The 20,379-nt window shown below is 70.5% G+C and carries 18 protein-coding genes and 3 pseudogenes; 10 read left to right on the forward strand and 11 right to left on the reverse strand.

What is annotated here, in order from left to right:
• The first annotated feature begins 176 nt into the window (after positions 1-176).
• The 3 genes from BIV23_RS42865 (at position 177) to BIV23_RS42875 (ending at position 2,126) form a co-directional block, all read left to right on the forward strand.
• Positions 177-527, forward strand: coding sequence for an antibiotic biosynthesis monooxygenase family protein (locus BIV23_RS42865; protein WP_071386409.1), 351 nt, complete (start codon positions 177-179; stop codon positions 525-527).
• Positions 528-666: 139 nt separating this feature from the next.
• On the forward strand, positions 667-1,053 hold the full coding sequence (locus BIV23_RS42870; RefSeq protein ID WP_071386410.1) for a VOC family protein: 387 nt from the start codon (positions 667-669) through the stop codon (positions 1,051-1,053).
• 644 nt (positions 1,054-1,697) lie between these two features.
• On the forward strand, positions 1,698-2,126 hold the full coding sequence (locus BIV23_RS42875; RefSeq protein ID WP_071386411.1) for a DUF4267 domain-containing protein: 429 nt from the start codon (positions 1,698-1,700) through the stop codon (positions 2,124-2,126).
• A 204-nt stretch (positions 2,127-2,330) separates the two neighbouring features.
• On the opposite strand, the pseudogene BIV23_RS42880 reads toward BIV23_RS42875, so the two are convergent.
• Positions 2,331-2,639 (reverse strand): annotated as a pseudogene (locus BIV23_RS42880) (MerR family transcriptional regulator); the annotation flags it as partial.
• A 79-nt stretch (positions 2,640-2,718) separates the two neighbouring features.
• On the opposite strand from BIV23_RS42880, the gene BIV23_RS42885 reads away from it, so the two are divergent.
• Positions 2,719-3,000 carry an NUDIX hydrolase gene (locus BIV23_RS42885; protein WP_071386412.1) on the forward strand — a complete coding sequence of 94 codons (282 nt, stop codon included), beginning with the start codon at positions 2,719-2,721 and terminating at the stop codon, positions 2,998-3,000.
• Positions 3,001-3,157: 157 nt separating this feature from the next.
• Here BIV23_RS42885 and BIV23_RS42890 read toward each other — a convergent pair whose 3' ends face one another.
• Positions 3,158-5,524 (reverse strand): LPXTG cell wall anchor domain-containing protein, encoded by a 2,367-nt coding sequence (locus tag BIV23_RS42890; protein ID WP_071386413.1) that lies wholly within the window; start codon positions 5,522-5,524, stop codon positions 3,158-3,160.
• Positions 5,525-5,723: 199 nt separating this feature from the next.
• Between BIV23_RS42890 and BIV23_RS42895 the strand changes: the two genes are divergently transcribed.
• Positions 5,724-6,248 carry a hypothetical protein gene (locus BIV23_RS42895; protein ID WP_071386414.1) on the forward strand — a complete coding sequence of 175 codons (525 nt, stop codon included), beginning with the start codon at positions 5,724-5,726 and terminating at the stop codon, positions 6,246-6,248.
• A 142-nt stretch (positions 6,249-6,390) separates the two neighbouring features.
• Here BIV23_RS42895 and BIV23_RS42900 read toward each other — a convergent pair whose 3' ends face one another.
• Entirely contained in the window at positions 6,391-7,044 is a 654-nt protein-coding gene (locus BIV23_RS42900; protein ID WP_071386415.1) for an NADPH-dependent F420 reductase, read from the reverse strand.
• Positions 7,045-7,118: 74 nt separating this feature from the next.
• Between BIV23_RS42900 and BIV23_RS42905 the strand changes: the two genes are divergently transcribed.
• Positions 7,119-7,493: a winged helix-turn-helix transcriptional regulator gene (locus BIV23_RS42905; protein ID WP_071386416.1), complete on the forward strand. Its 375-nt coding sequence runs from the start codon at positions 7,119-7,121 to the stop codon at positions 7,491-7,493.
• Here BIV23_RS42905 and BIV23_RS52935 read toward each other — a convergent pair.
• Together BIV23_RS52935 and BIV23_RS42915 are read right to left on the reverse strand one after the other, a co-directional pair.
• Positions 7,485-7,957 (reverse strand): annotated as a pseudogene (locus BIV23_RS52935) (transposase); the annotation flags it as partial. The gene BIV23_RS42905 and the pseudogene BIV23_RS52935 overlap by 9 nt on opposite strands.
• 63 nt (positions 7,958-8,020) lie before the next feature.
• Positions 8,021-8,227, reverse strand: a complete 207-nt coding sequence (locus BIV23_RS42915; protein ID WP_071386417.1) for a hypothetical protein — start codon at positions 8,225-8,227, stop codon at positions 8,021-8,023.
• A gap of 61 nt (positions 8,228-8,288) precedes the next feature.
• Between BIV23_RS42915 and BIV23_RS42920 the strand changes: the two are divergent.
• From BIV23_RS42920 to BIV23_RS42925, 3 genes and pseudogenes are all read left to right on the forward strand, one after another.
• Positions 8,289-8,930 (forward strand): annotated as a pseudogene (locus BIV23_RS42920) (HAD family hydrolase).
• A gap of 162 nt (positions 8,931-9,092) precedes the next feature.
• Positions 9,093-10,025, forward strand: coding sequence for a helix-turn-helix domain-containing protein (locus tag BIV23_RS47910; protein WP_245790924.1), 933 nt, complete (start codon positions 9,093-9,095; stop codon positions 10,023-10,025).
• Positions 9,911-10,963, forward strand: a complete 1,053-nt coding sequence (locus BIV23_RS42925) for a methyltransferase domain-containing protein (protein ID WP_245790925.1) — start codon at positions 9,911-9,913, stop codon at positions 10,961-10,963. The genes BIV23_RS47910 and BIV23_RS42925 overlap by 115 nt, the downstream gene beginning before the upstream one ends.
• Before the next feature lie 342 nt (positions 10,964-11,305).
• Here the strand turns inward: BIV23_RS42925 and BIV23_RS42930 are convergent, their stop codons facing one another.
• The 4 genes from BIV23_RS42930 to BIV23_RS54225 all read right to left on the reverse strand — a co-directional run bounded on the left by BIV23_RS42930 (position 11,306) and on the right by BIV23_RS54225 (position 16,275).
• Positions 11,306-11,854 (reverse strand): GNAT family N-acetyltransferase, encoded by a 549-nt coding sequence (locus tag BIV23_RS42930; RefSeq protein WP_071386419.1) that lies wholly within the window; start codon positions 11,852-11,854, stop codon positions 11,306-11,308.
• Positions 11,855-12,376: 522 nt separating this feature from the next.
• The gene (locus BIV23_RS52945; RefSeq protein ID WP_079173773.1) at positions 12,377-14,143 is read right to left on the reverse strand and encodes an eCIS core domain-containing protein; all 1,767 of its coding nucleotides are present in this window, start codon (positions 14,141-14,143) and stop codon (positions 12,377-12,379) included.
• Between the two features lie 716 nt (positions 14,144-14,859).
• Positions 14,860-15,759 (reverse strand): aminoglycoside phosphotransferase family protein, encoded by a 900-nt coding sequence (locus BIV23_RS42940; protein ID WP_218161930.1) that lies wholly within the window; start codon positions 15,757-15,759, stop codon positions 14,860-14,862.
• Between the two features lie 6 nt (positions 15,760-15,765).
• Positions 15,766-16,275 (reverse strand): MerR family transcriptional regulator, encoded by a 510-nt coding sequence (locus BIV23_RS54225; protein WP_071386421.1) that lies wholly within the window; start codon positions 16,273-16,275, stop codon positions 15,766-15,768.
• Positions 16,276-16,375: 100 nt separating this feature from the next.
• Here BIV23_RS54225 and BIV23_RS42950 point away from each other — a divergent pair, with 100 nt between their 5' ends.
• Positions 16,376-17,164 (forward strand): amidohydrolase family protein, encoded by a 789-nt coding sequence (locus tag BIV23_RS42950; protein WP_071386422.1) that lies wholly within the window; start codon positions 16,376-16,378, stop codon positions 17,162-17,164.
• Between the two features lie 395 nt (positions 17,165-17,559).
• Here BIV23_RS42950 and BIV23_RS42955 read toward each other — a convergent pair whose 3' ends face one another.
• On the reverse strand, positions 17,560-18,189 hold the full coding sequence (locus BIV23_RS42955; RefSeq protein WP_071386423.1) for a class I SAM-dependent methyltransferase: 630 nt from the start codon (positions 18,187-18,189) through the stop codon (positions 17,560-17,562).
• A gap of 64 nt (positions 18,190-18,253) precedes the next feature.
• Positions 18,254-20,008: an immunity 49 family protein gene (locus tag BIV23_RS42960; RefSeq protein ID WP_071386424.1), complete on the reverse strand. Its 1,755-nt coding sequence runs from the start codon at positions 20,006-20,008 to the stop codon at positions 18,254-18,256.
• Positions 20,009-20,379: the final 371 nt, after the last annotated feature.

The following is a 20,379-nucleotide window of genomic DNA, read 5'->3' on the forward strand; positions in this document are numbered from 1 at the left end:
GGACCCACCCGCCCGGCCGGTCAGCCGCAACCGCCCGGCCGTGCGCCACAACTGCGGCGCCGCCACCTCCCTCCACATCCAGCCCCCGGACACCAACACCCTCGAACCCGGCCGGCATCCCCGGGGCCCGGGCCCGAGCGACACCCACACACCGACAGCGAGAGGAAGTACCGAAAATGGCCAAGCTGCAGAGTCTCGACCCGAATACGCCGATGTTCGCGCAGTTCAAGGAGAAGACCGGGCCCATCGTCCTGGCCAACACCTTCTTCGTCCCGGAGGAGAGGACCGAAGCATTCCTGGCCCTCTTCCGCAGGCAGGCCGCGTTCATGAAGGCCCAGCCGGGATTCGTCTCCCTGCAGATGCACAAGGGAACGGCGGACAGCCGGCTTCTGATGAACGTCGCGGTCTGGGAGTCGACCGAGGCGCTCGCCACGGCGTTCGCGAGCCCGGAGTTCCAGCGCATGGTGGCCGAGTCCCCCGACGACGTCGTGTCGTACCCGCACATCTTCCAGCAGATCGACGTATGACACGGCAGCTGTAGCAGGGGGAGGGCGGCCGGAGAAACCCTGCCCGCCCCCAGGCAGTCACGCATCCACGCACCATGCCGGGTCGCCAAGGCCGCCGAGGCCCCCACTACGCGTAGTCCCGCCCTGAAGAGGAGTCACTATGACCGTGGAACTGAATCACACCATCGTCCCCGCCCGTGACCCGCGAGCCTCGGCGCAGTTCCTGGCCGACATCCTCGGCCTGCGTGTCGAACCGCCGGCGGCGCACTTCACGCCGGTCAGGCTGGCCAACCAGGTCAGCCTGGACTACGACCAGCGCGACGACTTCGAGCCACACCATTACGCGTTCATGGTCAGCGAGCAGGAGTTCGACGCCGCCCTCGCCCGCATCCAGCACGGTGGAATCACCCACTACGGCGATCCCGCATGCCAACAGATCGGGCAGATCTATCACAGCAAGCACACCGAAGGCCGCAAGGGCACCTACTTCCACGACCCCGACGGACACCTCATGGAGATCCTCACCCCAGGCGGCGCCGGGTCGTGAGGCCGATGGCGGCCCGGCGGATCACGGCCTCGCCGGTGGCGGGATCACGTTCGCAGCCGCGACCGACACGGTGATGTGCCCGTACGGTCCGGTGACGTCATCGCACGACCTGACGCTGCTGCCCGGACACCGGCAGGGCACGACGGACCCTACGGCGATCTCAACCGGGGCCGCATCGACGTCGACCGGCCGCGTGTGCTGCCGGCCGGGCTGCCGCTGCCGCACTCTTCGGACGGCCGGCTGCTCCCGGCCATCGACGCGTCAGCATGGCTGCGCCCGGACGCGCCGTGCTCGGCAGAGCGGCCCCTCCGTCACGTCCACGGGCGTAACGGGCCCTCCAGCGACCAGCTCATCCCGGCTTCGACGTCACCGCCGGCGCGCCGCTGATCTCCAGTGCGATCGTGTCGACCCTGGCGCACAGCCCCACTCCCCGGTGGAGGGAAGTCCCCACTCCCCGGTGGGGGCAGCCGGCCACCGAAATCCCGACATCCGGGAATGCAGCTACGGCCCAGATCCCACCACTGCGATCCCGACGAGCCACACCCGTCGATCAGCCGCGTCCGCGCGGCCTGATCGGGCCCCGCACGACTCAGCACACCCCACGAAGCTCACCAAGCCGACGAAGACCCGCAAGGAGAAGAACAATGTCGCTGAAGAAGATCAACACCGTCCTGGCCGCCGCCTTCATCCTCTTCGTCCTCTGGTTCGGGACGGAGTTCATCCTCAGCCCGCAGACGGTGGCGCAGGGCTACGGCCTGCCGCACTGGCCGTCCGGCGACGGCGGCGGCTTCCTGATCGTCAAGGGAATCCGCGACGTCGTCCTGGCCCTGGTCCTGGCCGTCCTGCTGGTGACGGGCCACCGCCGGGCGCTGGGCTGGGCGCTGCTGGTCGAGGCACTCGCCGCCTACGGCGACATGACCAACGTGCTGGCCCACCACGGCTCCGTGGCCACCGCGCTCGGCGTCCACTGCCTGACCGCGACACTCATGGTCGTCAACGGCCTGCTGATACTGCGCGAGACCCGCAAGGACGCGGCCGCCCCGGCAATACCCGCCCCGCAACCCGCCCACTGAGCTCTCCGGATGCAGGCCCCGGCGGAGGGTGCGTTCGAGACGTTCGTCGTCGGTGAAGGCGGTGTTGGCCAACGGGCCGCGCCGTAACACCACCAGAATGTCGCGATCGCCCTCCTGCCACCGGCCAGCGGACGATCATGTCCTGGGTGCCCGTGCGGCGGACTTCGGTGCCGCGCAGGGCGGCCGCGCGGGGTGTCTCGTCGGCACGGCCTGCCGCAGACGCAAGGTCTTGATCTGTACGTCCAGGGCTGCGGCGTGCTCCGCTACGACCTGGTTCAGCGTGAGTTCCTGATCAGTGACGTGCCGGATCACGTCGAGGCCGACACCCAGCTCGCGCAGCGTCCGGACGAGGGCGAGGCGAGCGATGGCGTCCTGACCGTAATGGCGGTATCCGGCGGGGGTGCGATGGGCCGGCGCCACGATTCCGCAGTCGGAATAGAACCGGATCTTCTTGACCGTCAGCCCGGTACGCCGGGCCAGTTCGCCGATCGAGTAGAGGGTGTCGCCGTCCATGGCCCTACTTTCATCTCTCCCTCCACGGGAGAGTCAAGTTCGGGAACAACCGTGTCTTCCCGCTTGACGGTTGAGCCCCGTGGTCTGGACCCGGAAGGCCGTCTTCAGCGTCGACGGCCGAACCTTCGACCAGTACGAGGAAGACCGACTTGCCCGGGTCACGGCGGACGAGGTCCGCGAGATGAACGTCACCGCGGAGGTAGCTTGTTACGGACATCACTGGTGGTCGACAGCAGAGCCGGCCACTACCGCAGAGGTCGTTCGCCCGAAGAAGCCGGCTTCTCTCCTGCCCGACGTGCCGGCGACTGTCGACCTTGGCCGAGCCCCTGTGTATCCGGGCAACGAAGACACCGATGCCTGAGCCGGTCATCGGATACCTCCGGAATGGCGCGTACGGCGGTACCGAGGATATGGGGGCCTGGCATGGGCCCGCCGCACAGCGTGCCGCCCCGCCGGACGGAATCCGGCGGGGCGGCACAGTGGGTTGCGGATCGCTGTCGGTGCTCCGCGATCGGCGATCAGCCGTCGGTACGGCGCCGTCGCCACCACACGAGCGCCGCGCCGGCCGCGAGGAGTACCGCGGCGATGCCCGCGAGGGCCGAGGCCTCGGTGCCGGTGGCGGCCAGGCCGCCGCCGTTCTTCTCGGGCGGGGTGGACGGCCCGGGCGTGCCGGGTGCCGGGTTGCTGTGCCCGGGGCCCGGTGTGTGGCTCGCCGGGGCGGACGGCTGACCGGAGGGCGGGGTGCTGTGGGTGGGAGTCGGTGTGGGGCTCTGGCCCCCGCCGCCACCGCCGCCACCGCTGCTCTGCCTGCCCCCGCCGCCCATCAGCAGCAGGTGGCTGTTGTCCGCGTTGGGCGCCATCGCCTTCGCGGCCGTCTTCGTGGAACTCGGCAGGTTCTTGTGCTCGACCTTGAACTGGGTACTGGAGATGTTGTGCTTCGGCGCCTTGGAGAAGTCGACGCCGCCCAGCACGCAGATCTTCTGCCCGCAGGGGTAGCTGTAGTCGCCCTGGGTGAAGGACTTGTAGTACTCCTCCCAGGTCTGGCGCGGAGTCCAGGTGCGGTTGGCGCCCCGCAGCGGCCACTTGGCCACGTTGTTGCTGTTGATGATCGGCCGGTAGTCGGTGGCCGCCTGCGTGTCCGCCTGGCGGACGTACTCGGCGGCGACCCGGGCGCTGTAGACGCGGCGCAGGTCCGCGTACTGCGGCGCGGTGTTGATCTTCTTCTCGATGTCCGGGACGACGAGCTGCCGTACCAGCGTCTGGTAGGTGAGGCGCTGGGCGGCCGACAGGGCGCAGCTGTTCGGGGTCGGCGTCTTGACCACCGCTGCCACCGAGTTGACCTGGAGCGGGGCGGACAGGATGTACAGACCGTTGCTGTCGGCACGCACCTGTGCGGGCTTCGGCACGATCCAGTTGCGCTCGACGGAGCCGCAGGGCAGACCGGCCCGCCGGATCGCGTCCATGAGCTGCTGCCCGATGCCCTGGCGCGGGTCCAGGTCCCTGGCGTAGTCGTGCTTCATCTGCAGGTCGGCCTGGAGGAGTACGCGTCCGGCGTCGGTCTTGCCGAACGTCGGGTCCATGACCTTGTCGGGCTGGTCCGGGTTGAGGTTCACCCAGAACTTGTCCGGCGTCAGCGCCAGCCAGGTGAAGAAGGCGTCGGAGATCAGCTGCGCCTTCTGCTTCCCGCCGTAGCCGAGACCGGCGGACTCGTCGACCTGGGCCGCCGAGTACGCGTAGTCGAGGTTCCGGCCGCGCACGGGCTTGCCGACGTAGGAGAGGGACAGGGTGGAGAAGTCGACGCCGCCGGGGCCGTGGATGCCCTCGCCGTCGATGTCCTCTTCGTTGATGAGCTGCTGCTCACCGGCCATCTCACCGGGCGTGTCCTCGGACCCGTCGATGACCTGGGCGGCGCCGCCCTCGGGGGCGGGCTCGTCACCGGTGCTCAGGTTCGGGTCGGCCGCGGAGTACGGTCCGCGCTGGAAGTCGGGCTCGCCGGTGGAGATGTGCTCGTAGCCGACGACGCGGGGGCGGCCCTCGGAGTCCTTGCTCACCTCGTCCGCGAGGTTCTTCAGGTAGTCGGAGGTGGCGTTGGCCTTCTTCTCGCCGTTGACGTAGATCAGGCGGGCGTTGCTGCGCTGCGGATCCTCCAGGAACGCCTTGTTGGCGAAGTCCTGGTTGGTGTCGCGACCGCCGCCCGCCTTGAACTCGACGAACTCGTTGGTCTTGTAGTTCACGGCGTCGTACCGGCGCACGAGCGGCTTGCCCTTGTACATCACGGGCTTGCCGTTCTCGTCCAGGACCTTGACGTCCTCCTGGCAGAGCCAGTCGGGTCCGAGGAGCCCCAGATCGCTGACCGCCTTCCGCTCGAAGGCGTTGCCGCGTTTGTTGTTGTTGTTCGGCAGGATCCAGCCGTCGCGCAGCCAGTCCTCGAAGTTGGTGTACTTGCGGTTCGGGTTGTTCGCGTTCTTCTTGAGGTAGTCCCGCCACTGGGCGAGCACCCGCTCCCGGCTGTTCGCCGGGTACTTCTTGTACGGCTTGGTGATCGTGCTGAGGATCTTCCTCTGTGCGACCGGGTCGTCCGGCAGGGTGAGCCCGGCCAGGGCCTGCCGCGGTGCGTCGAAGTCGTACGAGTCCCAGTCGGCCTGGTTGCGTACGTCGACGCCGCTGTTCCAGGGCAGGGACTCGTCGGCGGCGGTGTTGCCGTTCAGGTTGTACATCTGGTCGCAGCGCCTGCCCTTGGCCGCATAGGCCGTGCCTTGCAGGGACGCGAGGCCGGTGAAGGTCAGGGCACCGGTGCAGGCGAGGGCGAGGGCGGCGTTCAGCCACGGGTTTCTGCGGCGAGGTGCCGGTATCGGTGCCGGCCCCGCTTCGGTTCTGGTGGTCACGTGCGCTCTCCAACGGAGCCCCACGAATGGGAAGTTGGCGACGCCAGGGGCCCCCGAAACATGTGAGGCGCCGTCAAGGCCCCCACACTAGGGACGAGGAAGCTACTACGTCCCGTCGTTTCTTGGCGTGTCACATGCCACCTCTGTTTACTCACAAGGTCTTTACACCCTCCTGGGTTCCACTCCCTACGCTCGCCTCATGAACCCGATCGACACGCCCGAGTGGGCTGACAACCCCCGGCTGAACACCTGGCTCGCCACGCAGCGGGAGGCCTTTCCCGCGTGGGCCGCGGAGCACGGCGGCGGCTGGGACTTCACGACCGACTCCCTCGACCGGCTCGAAGCGCTGCTCCGCAGTACCTTCGCCACCTGGGAGGACGCGAACGACGCCGCCGACGGACCGCTGCTGTCGCTCGCGGCCTGGTACGTGGGCGAGACACTGCTGCGCCCGTACGGCGCCCGATGGCGCTGCGTCCCCACGCCGCCGGACCCCGAACTCCCGGTGGGCGGGCAGCCGATCCTGATCATCCCCCTGGAGACGATGACGGAACAGGAGCTGGCGGCACTGGAGAAGGAGGAAGCCAGGGGCGACGATCCCCGGCCGTACGTGGAGCCGATCTCGGAGATCCTCTCCCTCTTCGCCGTCGGCCCGGACCACCGTCTGCGCGACGCGCTCGAGTGGTTCGACGACTTCGAGGAGTGGCGGCGCGAGGTCCGCGCCTAGCCTCGCGCTGTCGCGTGGCGGTCACGGGCCTCATGCACGTCCGCCCGTGCCTGGCATGCCCGTCGGCAGGACAGCCCCCGACCTCGACCCTGCCGAGGGCTGTAAGAACTCCTGACGAAAGGAGCTTTCGGCGCCTTCTGCTTCATCGTGTTCCGGGTCCGGCGGCATAGGCCAGCGGGGGTGCGATTGCCTGGGCATCGGCTCCCTCGCCGACCCATAGCCCGATGAAGAGCGCGGCGGTCGCCTCCAGGAGTCCGGCTCGTCCGAGACCGCCGCCGACCACGGGTTCGCAGCCGGCATGCCTCACCAGCAGGTGCACACGTGCGAGAGCCGTCTCGTCGTCTCCGCAGACCGGAACGGCCAGTGGCCGGCCGCCGAAGACGGGCGGCGACATGCGCCACACGTCTTCGTGGCAGAGATTGAACGCCTTGACCACATGAGCTCCCGGTGCTGCCTCGGCCAGTCGCTGTGCAGCCGAGAGGCCGCCCTGTGTCAGCAGCAGGAAGCCCGGACCGACCGGATTGGAACAGTCGATCAGCACCTTGCCGTCCAGGACCGCCCGCAGTTCCCGCACCACGCTCGCCCCCGCGCCGAAGGGCAGCGCGGCCAGCACCACCTGACCGAATTCGGCCGCCTCGCGGAGACCGGCAGGCTTCGCGTTGCCCCCGACGCGTGTCGCGAGCCGCTCCGCCTTGTGCACGTCCCGACCCCCGATGACCACGTCGTGCCCGGCCCGCACCCAGTGGGTGGCAAGCGCGTCCGCCATGTTGCCCGTGCCCAGTACGCCGATTCTCATCACGCATTTCCTCCCAGGACCTGCTCGGACCGTTCGCAACGACGCTAGAAGGCCCGTCGGGCACCATTTGGTACGTGACAACCGACGCCTTCCTCGCCGACTGCCGTGCCCGCCTGGCCTTCGACCTCCTGTCCAACACCTGGAACGCCGTCGTGCTCTGGGCACTGCGCGACGGTCCCAGACGCCCGGTCGAACTACGCGAGCAGATCGGAGGGATCAGCTCCAAGGTCCTCACCGAGACGCTGCGGCGCCTGCAGTCCAACGGACTGGTGGACCGGCAGGCACGCCCCGGAGCGCCACCGCGCGTGGACTACGAACTCACTGCCCTGGGGCGGACTTTGCTGGCACCCATCGACGCCGTCGGAGCATGGGCCTTCGAACATGGCGATGAGGTCATGGCCGCCCAGGAAGCCGAAGACACCGCCACCACCCCGTCCCCGTCAGAGTGAACGCAGACGTCTCCAGCAGATGGGTGCGCATCCGAGACTGAGGAAGGTTTCGCGGATGTCGTCGCGGATCTCCCGGCGGGTCCGCAGGCGGCGGAGCCAGCGCAGATGGTCGAACGCGCGCTCTACGACCCAGCGTTGGGTACCGCGCCCGGAGCCGTGCTCGGTACCCCGGCGGGCGATCAGCGGCTGCACGCCGAGACCCCGGACCGGACGGCGGTACATGTCGTGGTCGTAGCCGCGGTCGCCCAGCACCACGTCCGGCGGCGCCGGGGCCGGCCGCGCTTGCCCCGCACCGGCGGCACGGCCTGCAGGAGTGGGCTCATCTGGGTGACGTCGTTGCGGTTGCCGCCGGTCGAGGTGGCGGCGAGCGGGATGCCGGTGGCATCGGTGATCAGATGATGCTTGCTGCCCGTACTGGCGCGGTCGACGGGGCTTCGTCCCGTCTCGGCTCCCCCTTCACGGGCAGCTGCTCGTCGAGGTACGCGAGGATCACCACGAGCCGGTGGGCGTCAGGCGGAAGCGGCGGGTCAGGGGGCAGCTCGGACATGACGTGCACCGTGCAGTGACGCCCGGCCGACAGACCGGTGCCCCTGCCAGTACGGGTGGAACAGCACCTCCGACGACAGGCGGACGAGACGCCGCCGCAGCGCGGCCCGAGGCTGTGCGGCGAGCTGCTCGTACGTGGCGTGCCACTCCTCTTGTGCGCGGGCGAGGTCGTCGGGAATCGGGCTCATGGCCAGATTCAATCACGTGTTCGATTTTCTTCGCATCTTCTCGTGCCCGTAGGCTCACAGGGTGATTGAGACCATCGTGTTCGACGTCGGCGAGACGATCACCCGGGATGACCGCTACTGGGCTTCGTGGGCGGACTGGCTCAATGTCCCGAGACACACGTTGTCTGCCCTGGTCGGAGCCGTTGTCGCGCAGGGCCTGGACAATGCCGAAGCGCTCCGGCTTGTGCGGCCGGGGATCGACGTCATTGCCGAGTACCAGGCCCGGGAGGCAGCTGGCCGCGGTGAAGGCCTGGACGAGACCGACCTGTATCCCGACGTCCGGCCTGCACTGTCGGCCCTTCGGGATCAAGGCGTGCGCCTGATCATCGCCGGGAACCAGACGCCCCGCGCGGGTGAACTGCTGCGCGGCCTGGATCTCCCCGCGGACCTCATCGTCACCTCCGGAGAGTGGGGCGTCGCGAAGCCGCAGCCGAAATTCTTCGAGCGGGTGATGGAAGTGGCGGACGCTGCGCCGAGCGCGACTCTGTACGTCGGTGATCATCCCGCTAACGACGTCTTTCCGGCGAAAGCGGCTGGGCTGCGCGCCGCGCACATTCGCCGTGGTCCGTGGGGGCACCTGTGGGCATAGGACGCCCAAGTCGTAGCGGCTGCTGACTGGAGTATCGACAGCCTCACCCAGCTCACCTCCATCGTCGTCGGCTGAGTGGCAACCGGCCCTGCCAGCGAAGTAGTTGGTGGGGCCGTCTGCGAGCACATCGAGTCTCGACGTGGGTACTGTTCGGAGTGGTTGCACCGAACTGGAGCCGAGATGCCCGCACGCCCCCGTGGCGGGGTAGGCACCCGAATCGCCTACTACCGCAGCGTCATGCGCCCGAAGTTGACACAGCAGCAGCTAGCGGAGGCTTCCTCTGTAGCCCTTGGCACCATCCGGAAGATCGAACGTGGCGAGCGCGGAGTAAGTGACGGCACGCTCGAAGCCATCGCGGACGCCCTCGGTATCGATCCAGCACGGCTCCGCTCGGATCGAGAGTCCGTGCAAACGCGGGTCCACGACGCACTGCCCGCACTATCCGCCACAATCGCCGCGTACGACGTTCCCGACGACGGACCAGTCCGTCCCCTCCACGAGTTGCGCGCGGTGGTGGCTGCGTCCGTCAGTTGGCGGCTCGCAGCCCAGTACACGCGAATTGCACGTGAGCTGCCAGACTTGCTCGCCGAACTCGCCCGCGGCTACCACCAGGCCCCGGCTGCGGGACAAGCTGAACTGGCCGGACTCCTCGTCAGGGCCTACCGCACGGCCGACGCCGTGGCCTACAAATTCGGCGCCCGCGACCTGTCCGCACGCCTGATCGACCTCATGCGTTGGGCAGCCCCCGCAGCCGATGATCCGCTCTTGGCCGCGTCCGTCGCATACGTACGCACAGAGACCTTCTTCGCCGCCCGGGCCTACTCTCCCGGGCTCCGGGCCCTTGAACTTGCTCTGGACGCAGCCCCAGCCCCCACCACGGCTCCTGAGATCGCGGCACGAGGAGCCCTCCATATGCGGGCCGCGGTCATCGCGGGCCGTGCCCGTGACACTGCGGCCGCTGCCGGGCACCTGGACGAAGCCCGAGCACTGGCGGATGCGCGATCCGCACCCAGGAGTGGGCCAACGTCTTCGCCACCGTCCCGCGCCATGTCTTCGTGCCGCAGTGGTACGAGCAGGAGACCGACGACCGCGGCATCGCCGTATGGCGACACCGCAGCATCGCCGACGAGGGCGCCCTTGGGGACGTCTACCGGGATGAGACCCTGGTGACGGCCCTGGACCCGATGACGGCCCAGCGGGTCGCCGACGACGCGTGGACCGGCGTGCCCGCCTCATCGGGCACACTCCCAAGCCTCATGGCCGGAATGCTCGAAGAGCTGACGGTGGAGGCCGGGCACCGCGTGCTGGAGGTCGGCACCGGCACCGGCTACAACGCCGCCCTGCTGTGCGCGCGCCTGGGTGACGAACTCGTGCATTCCATGGACGTCGACCAAGCCCTCGTCGACGTCGCCCGGCAGCGCCTGGCGAGCGTCGGCTACGAGCCGCAACTGCTGCCCGGTGACGGAACGCAGGGATACCCGACTGGCGGCCCTTTCGACCGGATCATCGCCACCTGCTCCGTGCCCTCCGTCCCTACCGCCTGGATCCAGCAGTTGCGCCCCGGCGGCATCCTGGTGACGGACGTGGCACTCGGCATCGAGGGCGGCCTCGTGCGGCTGTCCGTCGGCGCCGACGGGCGGGCCCGCGGCTTCTTCACCACCACGGCCGGCCGCTTCATGGCCGCCCGCAGCGAGGCGCGCACCAACCCGTCGCCGGAGCGACCGGAGAGGCCGCCGGCCACCGGTCCCCGGCCGACCGGGCTCACGGCCGCGGAGATCCGGGCCAACTACCCGCTGCGGCTCGTGCTCGCGTTCCAGCTGCCCGGCACAGAACTCGTCTACTACGTCGACGACAAGACAGGGGCGACGGCGCTCCAACTCCAGCGCGGCGACGGCTCGTGGGCTCGCGTCCCGCTCACCGGCGACGACCAGGACAGGGTGACGTTCGGCGGGGACGAGGGGCTGTGGAAGCAGGCCGAGGAAGCCTGGGCGTGGTGGAACAGCGTCGGCCGCCCGGCACAGGACAGGTTCGGCTACGCACGGGAGACCGACGGCAGCACCCACGTCTGGCACCTGCATGACGGCACCCGCTGGAACCTGCCCATCTGAGCCCCTGGCCGGCCCCGCTCGTCTGCTTCCCCCGTGGCGGATGGGCGGGGCCTTCCGGTGCCTGGGTCAGCGCGTGAGGTCGGACACGGGCGTGCCGAGAATCGCGGCGATCTTCAGGAGGTCGCTGTGACGGGCGTCGGTCTCGCCGGACTCGATCCGCTGAAGGGACTGCGGCTGAGGCCGGTGGCCTCGCGCAGGGACTCCTGCGTGTGGTCGGCTGCGGCCCGTATGTCGCTGATGCGTTCACCCAGCTCGCGGCGCCGTTTCGTGATCCGTTCATTTGACGGATGTGCGGTTGGTCTGGCGAGGCTGAGCGTTCTGGTCGGCGGGCGGGTGAGGCTGTCATCCGCCGGTGCCTGGCCGGTCGATGCGGTAGAGGTAGTGGGTGTGGTCATCGACCGGGTTGTCCGGCTCCAGGTTTCCGTCCCCGACCCGGCTCAGCCCTGCCCGCTCGAGCGCTCGCCACGAAGGTCGGTTGGCCGCCACCACCGGGACGAGAACGCACGGGGCGGCCGGGTGTTCGGCCCAGGTGCGCATGATGACGGAGCGGATCACCGCCGTCCCGATGCCCTGGCCGGTCCGGCGGGGATCGCCGATCAGGTAGTCGATGGTCATCGCGCCGTCGGGTACCGGGACGATGGCCGCCAGCTCGGCCAGGTACTCGGGGTAGTCGCGCAGGCGCGAACGCTGTACGAGACCGACCGGACGGCCTTCGAGGAAGACGAGGAGGTCCTCCGAGGGCTCCTCGCCTCGGGCAGCGGGGCCGAAGTCGCGCGCCACGGCTTCCGCCGTGGTCTCGTGATTCCACCAACGCTTCACATGGGGTTGCCGGAGCCACATCCGCAGCAGAGGAAAGTCCTGCTCCTCGATCCGACGCCACGTGATGTCCATGAGACCGCTCCCGGAATGCTCTCGATTCCTCGCAGGCTACGTGCTGCGCCTGCCCAAGGCCCCGCGAAATGCTCGGTCACACTCGCTCCCCCTCACCCGGCCGGTGCTGGAACCAGTAGTCGCTGCGGAGGACGAGTTCCTGGTCGAGGTCGTCGACGGCCGGGGCTGGGGAAAATCGCCTCCGCCGGCCTGGACTGCGCCCTGGAACGGCCGTTCACTCGCCCGATCCCCAAGTCCGCGGGTGCCCACATGCGTGAGCTTGTGCCCCGGCTCAAGGGGACCCGGCCGGCTGCGGACCAGGAACCGGCTGAGGCACCGAACGGCAGCTGCCCCTCGTCCGGCACATCGATCTGCGCCACGCCGCATCCCCCCCGCCTGTCAACTTCCGTCAAACTGCGGGGACTTCGCTGGTCGGGGCAACCGACGCGGTGTCAACCTGCGTCACCTGCCGGCAGACTCCGCCTCCCTGGCGATCACCTCCGGCACAGTGGAAAGCCCGTACCCGGAACACGGGTGTGTGGGTCACGTGACCAGCCCCGCGTTGCGGAGTGCGCCGAGGCCCTCCGGATAGTTCGCGCTGATGTGGTCCACAACATCGGCGTCCGAGACGGTGAGCTGCTTGTGTGCGGCGCACTCCTGGAGCCAGACGATTCCCGGCTGGACGCTCAGGCTCTTGAAGCTGCTCTTGCCGTCGCTGCCCTGGAAGCCGTACTTCTTGTGGTTCTCGGTGAGCCACTGGATGACCGCGGCGGTTTCCTTGGGAAGCGGTACGAGTGCCGTGACGTCGGGCATCTGAGCCCTGCCCTCGATCGCGGTGGCCACGTCGGATTCGCTGGAGTTGCCGCGGAGCACTCCGGCCTTGTAGAGCGCCAGACAGGCCCTCATGTACTCCTGGCGGCGTGCCGCGTTCACGTTGCCCGTGACACCGTCGGCCGCGTTGCGGGCGCGGTCGAGGAGGGAGGGGGAGGTCTGGAGGATGTCCTCGCGCATGAACTTCATGGACACCTCGAACCGTCCGCGCTCCATCCAGTAGTTCGCGAAGATCATGGGGTCGTTCGTGATGGCGGGGCTGCCCGCGTTCTGCCACTTGGCCGCGTTCGACTCGACCGTCTGTGCCGTCACCTGCGGATACGCGATCTCGGCTATGTACGGCTTGGTCTTCCACCCGGAGCCGTCCTTTTCGAAGATGTGCCCCAGGCTCTTCGCGGACGTGATGTCGTACCAGGCGACCTCGCTCCCGTCGAGCTGGAGGACGACATCGGGACGGGTGTTGCCGTGGGTGACCTGCATGGCCACGGAGAACGTGCGGCCGGACGCCGGACCGGTCCAGGACTTCCGCTCGGTGAGGAACACCTTGGTCGCGAGGGACTCGATGGCGTAACCGGCCATGGCGGGGACCAGCGCGGCTATGTCCGCCTTCTTCGCCCCGGTGGCCTGGAGGTATTCCTGCCACTGCTCCGCCCACCGGCCCAGATATCCGTCCGTACGTGCCAGATTGGCGTCCGTCGGATTCTGGGTGGCCTGGAGCCAGGCGAGCTGGACGGCCGCGTCGAGCTTCTCGCCGAAGCCCACCAGGTCCTTTGCCACCTCTTCGTCGGGGGCCTGGCCGGACGTCGGGTAGGGGTGGATGGAGCGCTGGACGGACTGCGGGCCGTAGCCGGTCCGTTCGGCCGGGCCCTGCGGCGCCCGGCCGGGCGCCGGTCCGCGCAAGGCCCTGGTGGCGTTGGCTTCCGCCTCCCGCTCGAAGCGGTCCGACGGGTCCGAGACGCGCAGCCCCGACCCGTTGTCCGTGCCGGCCACAGGTCCCTGCCGCTGCTGGATGACGTGGGTGAGCTCATGGGCCAGGGTGTGCCGGTCCGCGCCGCCCTCGCCGATGACGACGTGGTTGCCGGAGGTGTAGGCGCGGGCGCCGACCTCGGCGGCGGAGGCGCGGGCCGCCTCGCCGGTGTGGATCCGTACGTCGGAGAAGTCGGCGCCGAGGCGGGCCTCCATCTCGGTGCGGGTGGCGTCGTCGAGGGGGTTGCCGGGGGTGCGCAGGACGTCGTCGACGGTGGCGCGCTGTACGTGCTGCCCGGTCTGCCGGGGGTTGCCGTCGGCGCCGTGCTGGTGCCGTTCCCGGGTCCTCGGGTGTCCGGCCCGGCGGAGCATCTGGACGACTGTCGCGTTGCCGGCGGTGCTCTGCAACGCGAGGAGCCCCGGGGCCGGCGTCGCGCTCGCGGCCCGGGGTTCGCGGTCCGGTGCCCTGTCCTTCCGCGCCTCGGCAGACATGGCCCGTTCTTCGGCGTGCATGCGACCTCTTCCTCGGCGAGCGGACGACTTCCCACTGCATACCCGAGGCGCGGGCGGCCGGCCCATGTACGCGAGGGCCGAGCAGGGGCAACGTGCGTGGACCGTACGGGCGCGTGGCGATGGCGCGCCCGGCCGTCAGCACGAACGCCGGCGGGAGCGGCCATCGGCGGTCACGCTGGTTCGTCTCTCCGGTCAACCCCCGCCCGCCATCCGCGTGTTGGCGGCCTCGGCACACTCCGCACCCGCCGGTCCCGGGCATCGCTCAGCCGTGGCGGCAGGCCGTGCGGGGCGCTCGTGGGCGGGAGGCGCGGCTCTGGGGCGGGTCGGTTGACGGTGGCGCGGGGTGGTGAGTGGCGGTGAGGAGCGCGGTGACACGAGCGGGGTCCGTGCCGGTGATGGTGGCGATGCGGTCGATACTCGGGCGGAGGGCCGCCGTTCGGTCATGAGCCCGGGAGGGCCGGGCGGTGACCGGCACCGCCTCGTCGCCGTACTCGGCGTCCGCCAGGGGCCTGCGGCCGAACCCGCACCGGCAGCGTCGCGAACCGCTCGTCGTCGCGCTCATGGGCGTGGCCTGGATGGGGAATCGGCACCTTCAGTACGGCGCTCTCCCCAGCCCGCCGCCGTACCGGAACGATGACACCGACGCCCCCGTACAGAAAGCAAGAAGCTGTGCTGTCATCAGCACGGTCACAGCACAGTGCCCACGCGCTGCGGTCTCAGCCCTCTTGCAGTACCGTCCGGATCACGTGCCGGGCATTGCGCGCCATCGCCGGATTCGTCCTGCGGTAGTACGGCAGCGCGATCAGTGCCTGCGAGAGTGTCCGTCCCCGGCCGCGGATCCAGGTCGCGTCGTCCACGCCCAGCGCCTCGCGGAAGACCTCCCTCGCCGTGGCCGGCAGCAGATTCCACGCCGGGAACAGGTCGCAGGCCGGATCTCCCGCCCCCAGGCACCCGAAGTCGATGACCGCGGTCAGCCTGCCACCGTCCACCAGCAGGTTGCCCGGCATGAGGTCGGCGTGCAGCCACACCGGCGGCCCGTCCCAGCCGGGGGCCCGCAGCGCCTCCTCCCACACGGCGGTGGCGGCATCGCAGTCGACGCCCTCCTGGGGGATCCCGCGCAGCTCCTCGATCGCCGCCCGGGTCTGCGCGTCGAGCGAGGCGACCGGCCCTCCGCGGTGGGCCTGCGGCGCACCCGGCAGGGTGACGCGGCGCATCGCCGCCACGAACCCGGCCAGATCCCCGGCCAGCGGCACCGGCTCGCTCAGTGCTCCCGCCTCGGGATTCTCCCCCGCCAGCCACCGGTACACCGACCACGGCCACGGGTACGCCTGCGCCGGCTCCCCCTCCCCGAGTACCTCGGGAACGGTCGTCGGCAGGTGAGGCGCGAGCCGGGGCAGCCACGTCCGCTCCAGCGACACGCCGTCGGCCCCGCCCCGCACGAGCGGCAGCCGTACGACCATGTCATCGCCCAGCCGGTACATGGCGTTGACCGTCCCGCCGGACGGGAACCGCTCGACGGCCAGCCCGGCCCACTGCGGGAACTGCCCGGCGACCAGCCGCCGTACGAGGTCGACGTCGATGGCGTGCATGCCGGGATGCATCTGCCCTGTGTTCATGGCGCGTCATCCGACCGCCGGACACCGGCGAGCGTCAATCGCTTTTCCGGCGGCGCCACTTCCACGGCCCGCCCGAGAGGGTGGCTGTGGTCCGCACCGGCGAGGACTCTCACCGGGGCGATGGCGTGTCCGGGCGCCCGGAGCCGGAGGCTGCTCGGCCGCGTTCTCGATGTTCTCGGTGACGGCGATCGTCCGGCGCAGCAGGCGGCGGGCGGTCTCCAGGTCGGCGGCGCGCTGGTCGAGGATGTCCAACTGGCCGCGGAGGCTGGTGAGGACGCCGGGACAGGGGCGCAGCGTCGCCGTGTCGTGGGTGCAGGGCAGGACCTGGCGGATGACGCGGGTGGGCAGGCCGACGGCGAGCAGGGCGCGGACGCGGCGCACCGTCTCCACGGCCTGTTCGTCGTACTCGCGGTAGCCGTTGGCGCGGCGCTCGGCGTGGATGAGTTCCGTCCGCTCGTAGTAGCGCAGCAGCCGCTCGCTGACTCCGGTCCGCCGCGACAGCTCCCCGATCAGCACCGATCCGCCTCCTTCGACTTGACCTTCCCACCGTGTCAGGGAGCAACAGTGCCCTGACCGGCCGCATTCCGGACCGGTCGAGACGGAGGGATACGAACCAGTGATCATCGACGCGCACAGCCACGTCCACGACCCGGCCGAGGCACATGTGCGGCTGCTGGACGAGGCCGGGGTCGACCGTGCCGTCCTGTTCGCCACCCGGCCGCACCCGGAACGGGCCGGCGACCTGGCCGCACTGCGCCGGGAGATGGCCGTCCTGGACAAGGCGCTCGCAGGCCGGGCAGGCACGGTCGAGGCGTACCGGCCGGCGTGGCGGGAGCTGGACGCCGCGCTTGCCGCGCGGCCGGAGCGGTTCATCGGCTTCCTGTCGGTGCCGCTGGGGCTGGGGCCGCAGGAGACCGCCGCGATCGTGGAGCAGGAGGTCATCGGGCGCGGACTGCGCGGGATCGGGGAGCTGACACCGCCGCCGGGAGGGGCAGGGCTGATCGAACCGGTGCTCCGGGCGGCGGCCGACCAGGGGCGACTGCCCGTGGTCGTGCACGGATCCGCGCCGGCCACCGCGGAGGACCTGGCGACGCTGGCCGCGCTGGCCCACCGCTACGGCGATGTTCCGCTGGTGGTCAGCCAGTTGGGAGGACATCACTGGATACCGGCCATCGAACTGGTACGTGACACCCCGAACATGTACCTGGAGCTGTCCACGGCCAGCGTCGTCTTCGCGGTCCGGCTGGCCGTCAAGGAGATCCCGGACCGCACCCTGTTCGGCTCGGACGCGCCGTACGGCGACCCGGTTCTCGCCCGGGCCCTGGTCGAACGCGTCACCAGCCCGGGCGAAGTACGCGACCGGGTCCTCGGCGGGACGATCGCCGAACTGATCGGCCTCGGCTGACACGGGACCGCCCCTCGGGTGCGACGGGGACCGGCTGGGCCCTCCGACCGGGCGGCGGAGCGTGGGCCGACCAGGCATCGGTGGAGTTCGTCCGGTCGACCCGCACACCCGGCTCGCCGACTCGACCGCCCGTCCCCGTCCGCGGGTCGCCGATCCGACAGGCCGGCAGCAGCGGGCGAAGCCGTGGTGTGCGCCCCGATGGGGAGGTGCTGCTCGACGGGACGGCCGAGGGGCAGCCGGCCGGCTGGAGCGGGGTGCTGGTCTTCCTCGGATCCGCAGGTCGCTGGAGCTCGGAGCGCCGTCGGGGCAGCTGCCTCGCGGGCTCGGAACGCGGCGTCTTCGGACGGGCTTCGTCCACGCGGATGATCCACAGGCACCCTGCCACGGGCCACGCTCTACGGGCGGCGGGCCAGCAAGTGGCTGTCGAGGAAGCCCCGTTCGGAGGCCGGGTCGTGGAGGAGCCGGGCGAACGTGACGAGCCCGGCCCCGGCCAGCAACCCGGCGAACCGGTCCGCCGGCCAGCTGTAGGCGGGCGCCACCTTGTGGTCGAAGCGGACCGGCTCCGGCCCCTCGGTCCCGAAGAAGGACACCAAGAGCAGGCCCCCTGGTGCCAGGACGCGTACCTGCTCGGCGAGCAGCGTGGGCAGTTCCTCGGGCGGGGTGTGGATCATCGAGTAGTGGGCCAGCACTCCGCCGAGCGCGCCGTCCTCGACCGGCAGGGCCTCCATCCGCGCCTCGTCGAACCGCAGCGCCGGATGGGCCCGCCGGGCGTGGGCGACCATGCCCGGGGAGAGGTCGAGCCCGAAGGCGTCCAGCCCCAAGTCGTGCAGCATGGCCGTCAGATGACCGGGTCCGCACCCGACGTCCACTGCCCGCAGGTTCCCCGATGCGCGCACGAGCTCGGCGAAGGTGCCGATCATGTTCCGCGCGAACGGCCGCGTCTCCAGCCGATCGGCGAACATCGACGCGTACAGCTCGACGACCCCGTCGTAGGCCGCCCTGGTCTCGTCCTGATGCTTCACCACGGGAAGGAAACTAACACCCGCGCCGTGCGCAGCCGTTCTCCGGTCTCCCGCGGCCGAAGGCCTCCTAGAAGGGTTCAGCGGCCCGCAGGAGAGTCTGCGGAAGGTAGGGGGATTCGACGCGGATGGCCCAGCCGCGGCGGCGGGCGTGGCAGGCCAGGGCGAGGATGTCGAGGTTGAGGGAAGCGTCCGGGTCGTCGGCGCGGTCGGCGACCCGGTAGTGGTCGCGGTGGGCTTCGAGGGCGTCGGCCAGGGCCAGGTTGAAGCTCTCCTCGTCGCCTTCCACGAGCTGTGACAGCAGCACGGCCGGCGGCATGGCGAAGCCCCAGTCCCTGGCCTTCTCGTCCTGCTGCAGCGCCCGTTGCGCGGCCGGCTTCGGGTCGGTGCCCTTGAGGTAGGCGTGGAGGGCTTCGCGGTAGGCGCTGAAGGCGGAGCCGTCCGGGCGGGCGAAGGCGGGACCGGTGAGGACCAGCGGGGCGAGGTCCTCGCGTGCGCCGGTGATGAGGGCGAAGGCGGTGGCCGTCTGCCAGTTCCCGGCGCCGGCCTCCTCGTCCCGCTCGGCCGGACAGCGCAGTGTGCGACCGCCGATGGTCACCTCGGCCTCGGTGCCCGGTTCCTCCAGGGCGATGCGGAAGACGGCCGCGCCCGTCTGGGAGGCCAGCCGAAGGTTCGCGAGGTGCGCGTCCGTGACGCCGCCGGGGTTTCCCGCGCGCCACTTGAACAGGCGCGTCCGATCGCCCATGACGTCGCCCAGCCGCCGGACAGGGAGGGGTTCTCCGTCGACGGGCGTGAACGCCTCCTGGATGTGTTCCTCGTACCTGGCCTCGGTCCGCGGGTCCACCGTCCGCTCGCAGGAGGGCCGTTCCACCACCAGCGGGCCCGCGGCGAGTGCGGCGACCGCGTCCGGCCGCCGGTCCCGGCCGAACCCCGCGACCCGCGGGCCGCGGGTCTCGAAGCCGGTGACCAGTGCGTGCGGGAGGTAGTCGGTGCGGACGGCAGGCGCCCAGCCCAGGGTCCGGTACGCGAGCGCGGCGAGGGCGATGGGGACGAGCGGGAGAAGGCTGCTCGGGGAGGCCGAACGGCCGTGCAGGGCGGCGTGCCTGGCCAGGAGGTCGGCCAGCGCGGCATCGAAGGCCTCCCGGTCCCCGGCGGCCAGGGCGCGCAACGTGTGCAGCGCCGCGCTGTCCGGGCTGTCCGGGCCGTCCGGGCTGACGAGAAGAGACTCGCCGGTCTCCTGGGCGCGGGTACGGACGCGGTTCAGGGCCGCGTCGACGGCGGCGAGCTTGGCCTGCGCGCTGGGCGGGTACTCCGCGTCGTCGCCGGTGTCGTCCAGGACCACGGCCGTCAGCCCTGTGGCGAGTTCGCCGACGGGCGTTCCCTGCGCCTGCTCGGCGAACTTCTGCCGTGCGAAGTGGAAGGCCTCGCCATGCCACTTGGCCTTGTCCCTGAGGACCGTCAGGCAGAGCGCGTCGATCCACTCCCCGGGCGTGACGCTCTCCTCGGGAGCATCCTCACCCCGGTCGTAGCTCATGCCGAAGTTCACGTACTCCAGGAAGACCTGGAAGCTGCAGTGCGGGTGGTACGCCGCGTAGGCGACCGCGCCGGCCGCGGCCTCGGAGGCGTCCTTGAGGGCGGCCCTGGCCTCCGGGGTGTCGAGGCCGGGGGTCTCGACGGAGAGGGCGCCCAGGTAGTCGAGGAAGTCGTCCGCGATCGACTGCCACGCGTACGTGGCCATCCGACCGCCCCGCGACATGGACCGCACCCGGCCCCCGATGCGGTTCGCGAAGTCCTCGCGTGCTGCCGACACGACGGCCCCGCCCACCTGATGACGCTCTATCCGCACTGCCCGGCTCCTTGATCGAATCTCTACGACAGCCTAGGCGCGGGGTCTGACAGGACAGCGGCCACGGCTGCGGATGCGGATGCGGCTACCGTTGCGCGCGGCCGCTCCAGCATGACGGCCAGGGCGTCGTCGTCGACGGCCGGTACCCACGCGCCCTCCATGAGGCCGAGCGTGGGTCATGGGCGGGTAGCGGCGGCGGAAGGGGTCGCGGAGTGTGCCGGATCCGTCGACGGATCCGCTGTGCGCGAGCGTGGGGTAGGGGCCGGGGGCCGGCGTCCCGTCGGGGTCGTCGCGAGGGCGTCGGGGGGTGCGGCGGCGTTGGCCGGGGGGCGGGTGGGAATGACCGGCGT

The sequence above is a fragment of the Streptomyces monashensis genome (assembly GCF_001866665.1).
GTDB classification, from domain to species: domain Bacteria; phylum Actinomycetota; class Actinomycetes; order Streptomycetales; family Streptomycetaceae; genus Streptomyces; species Streptomyces monashensis.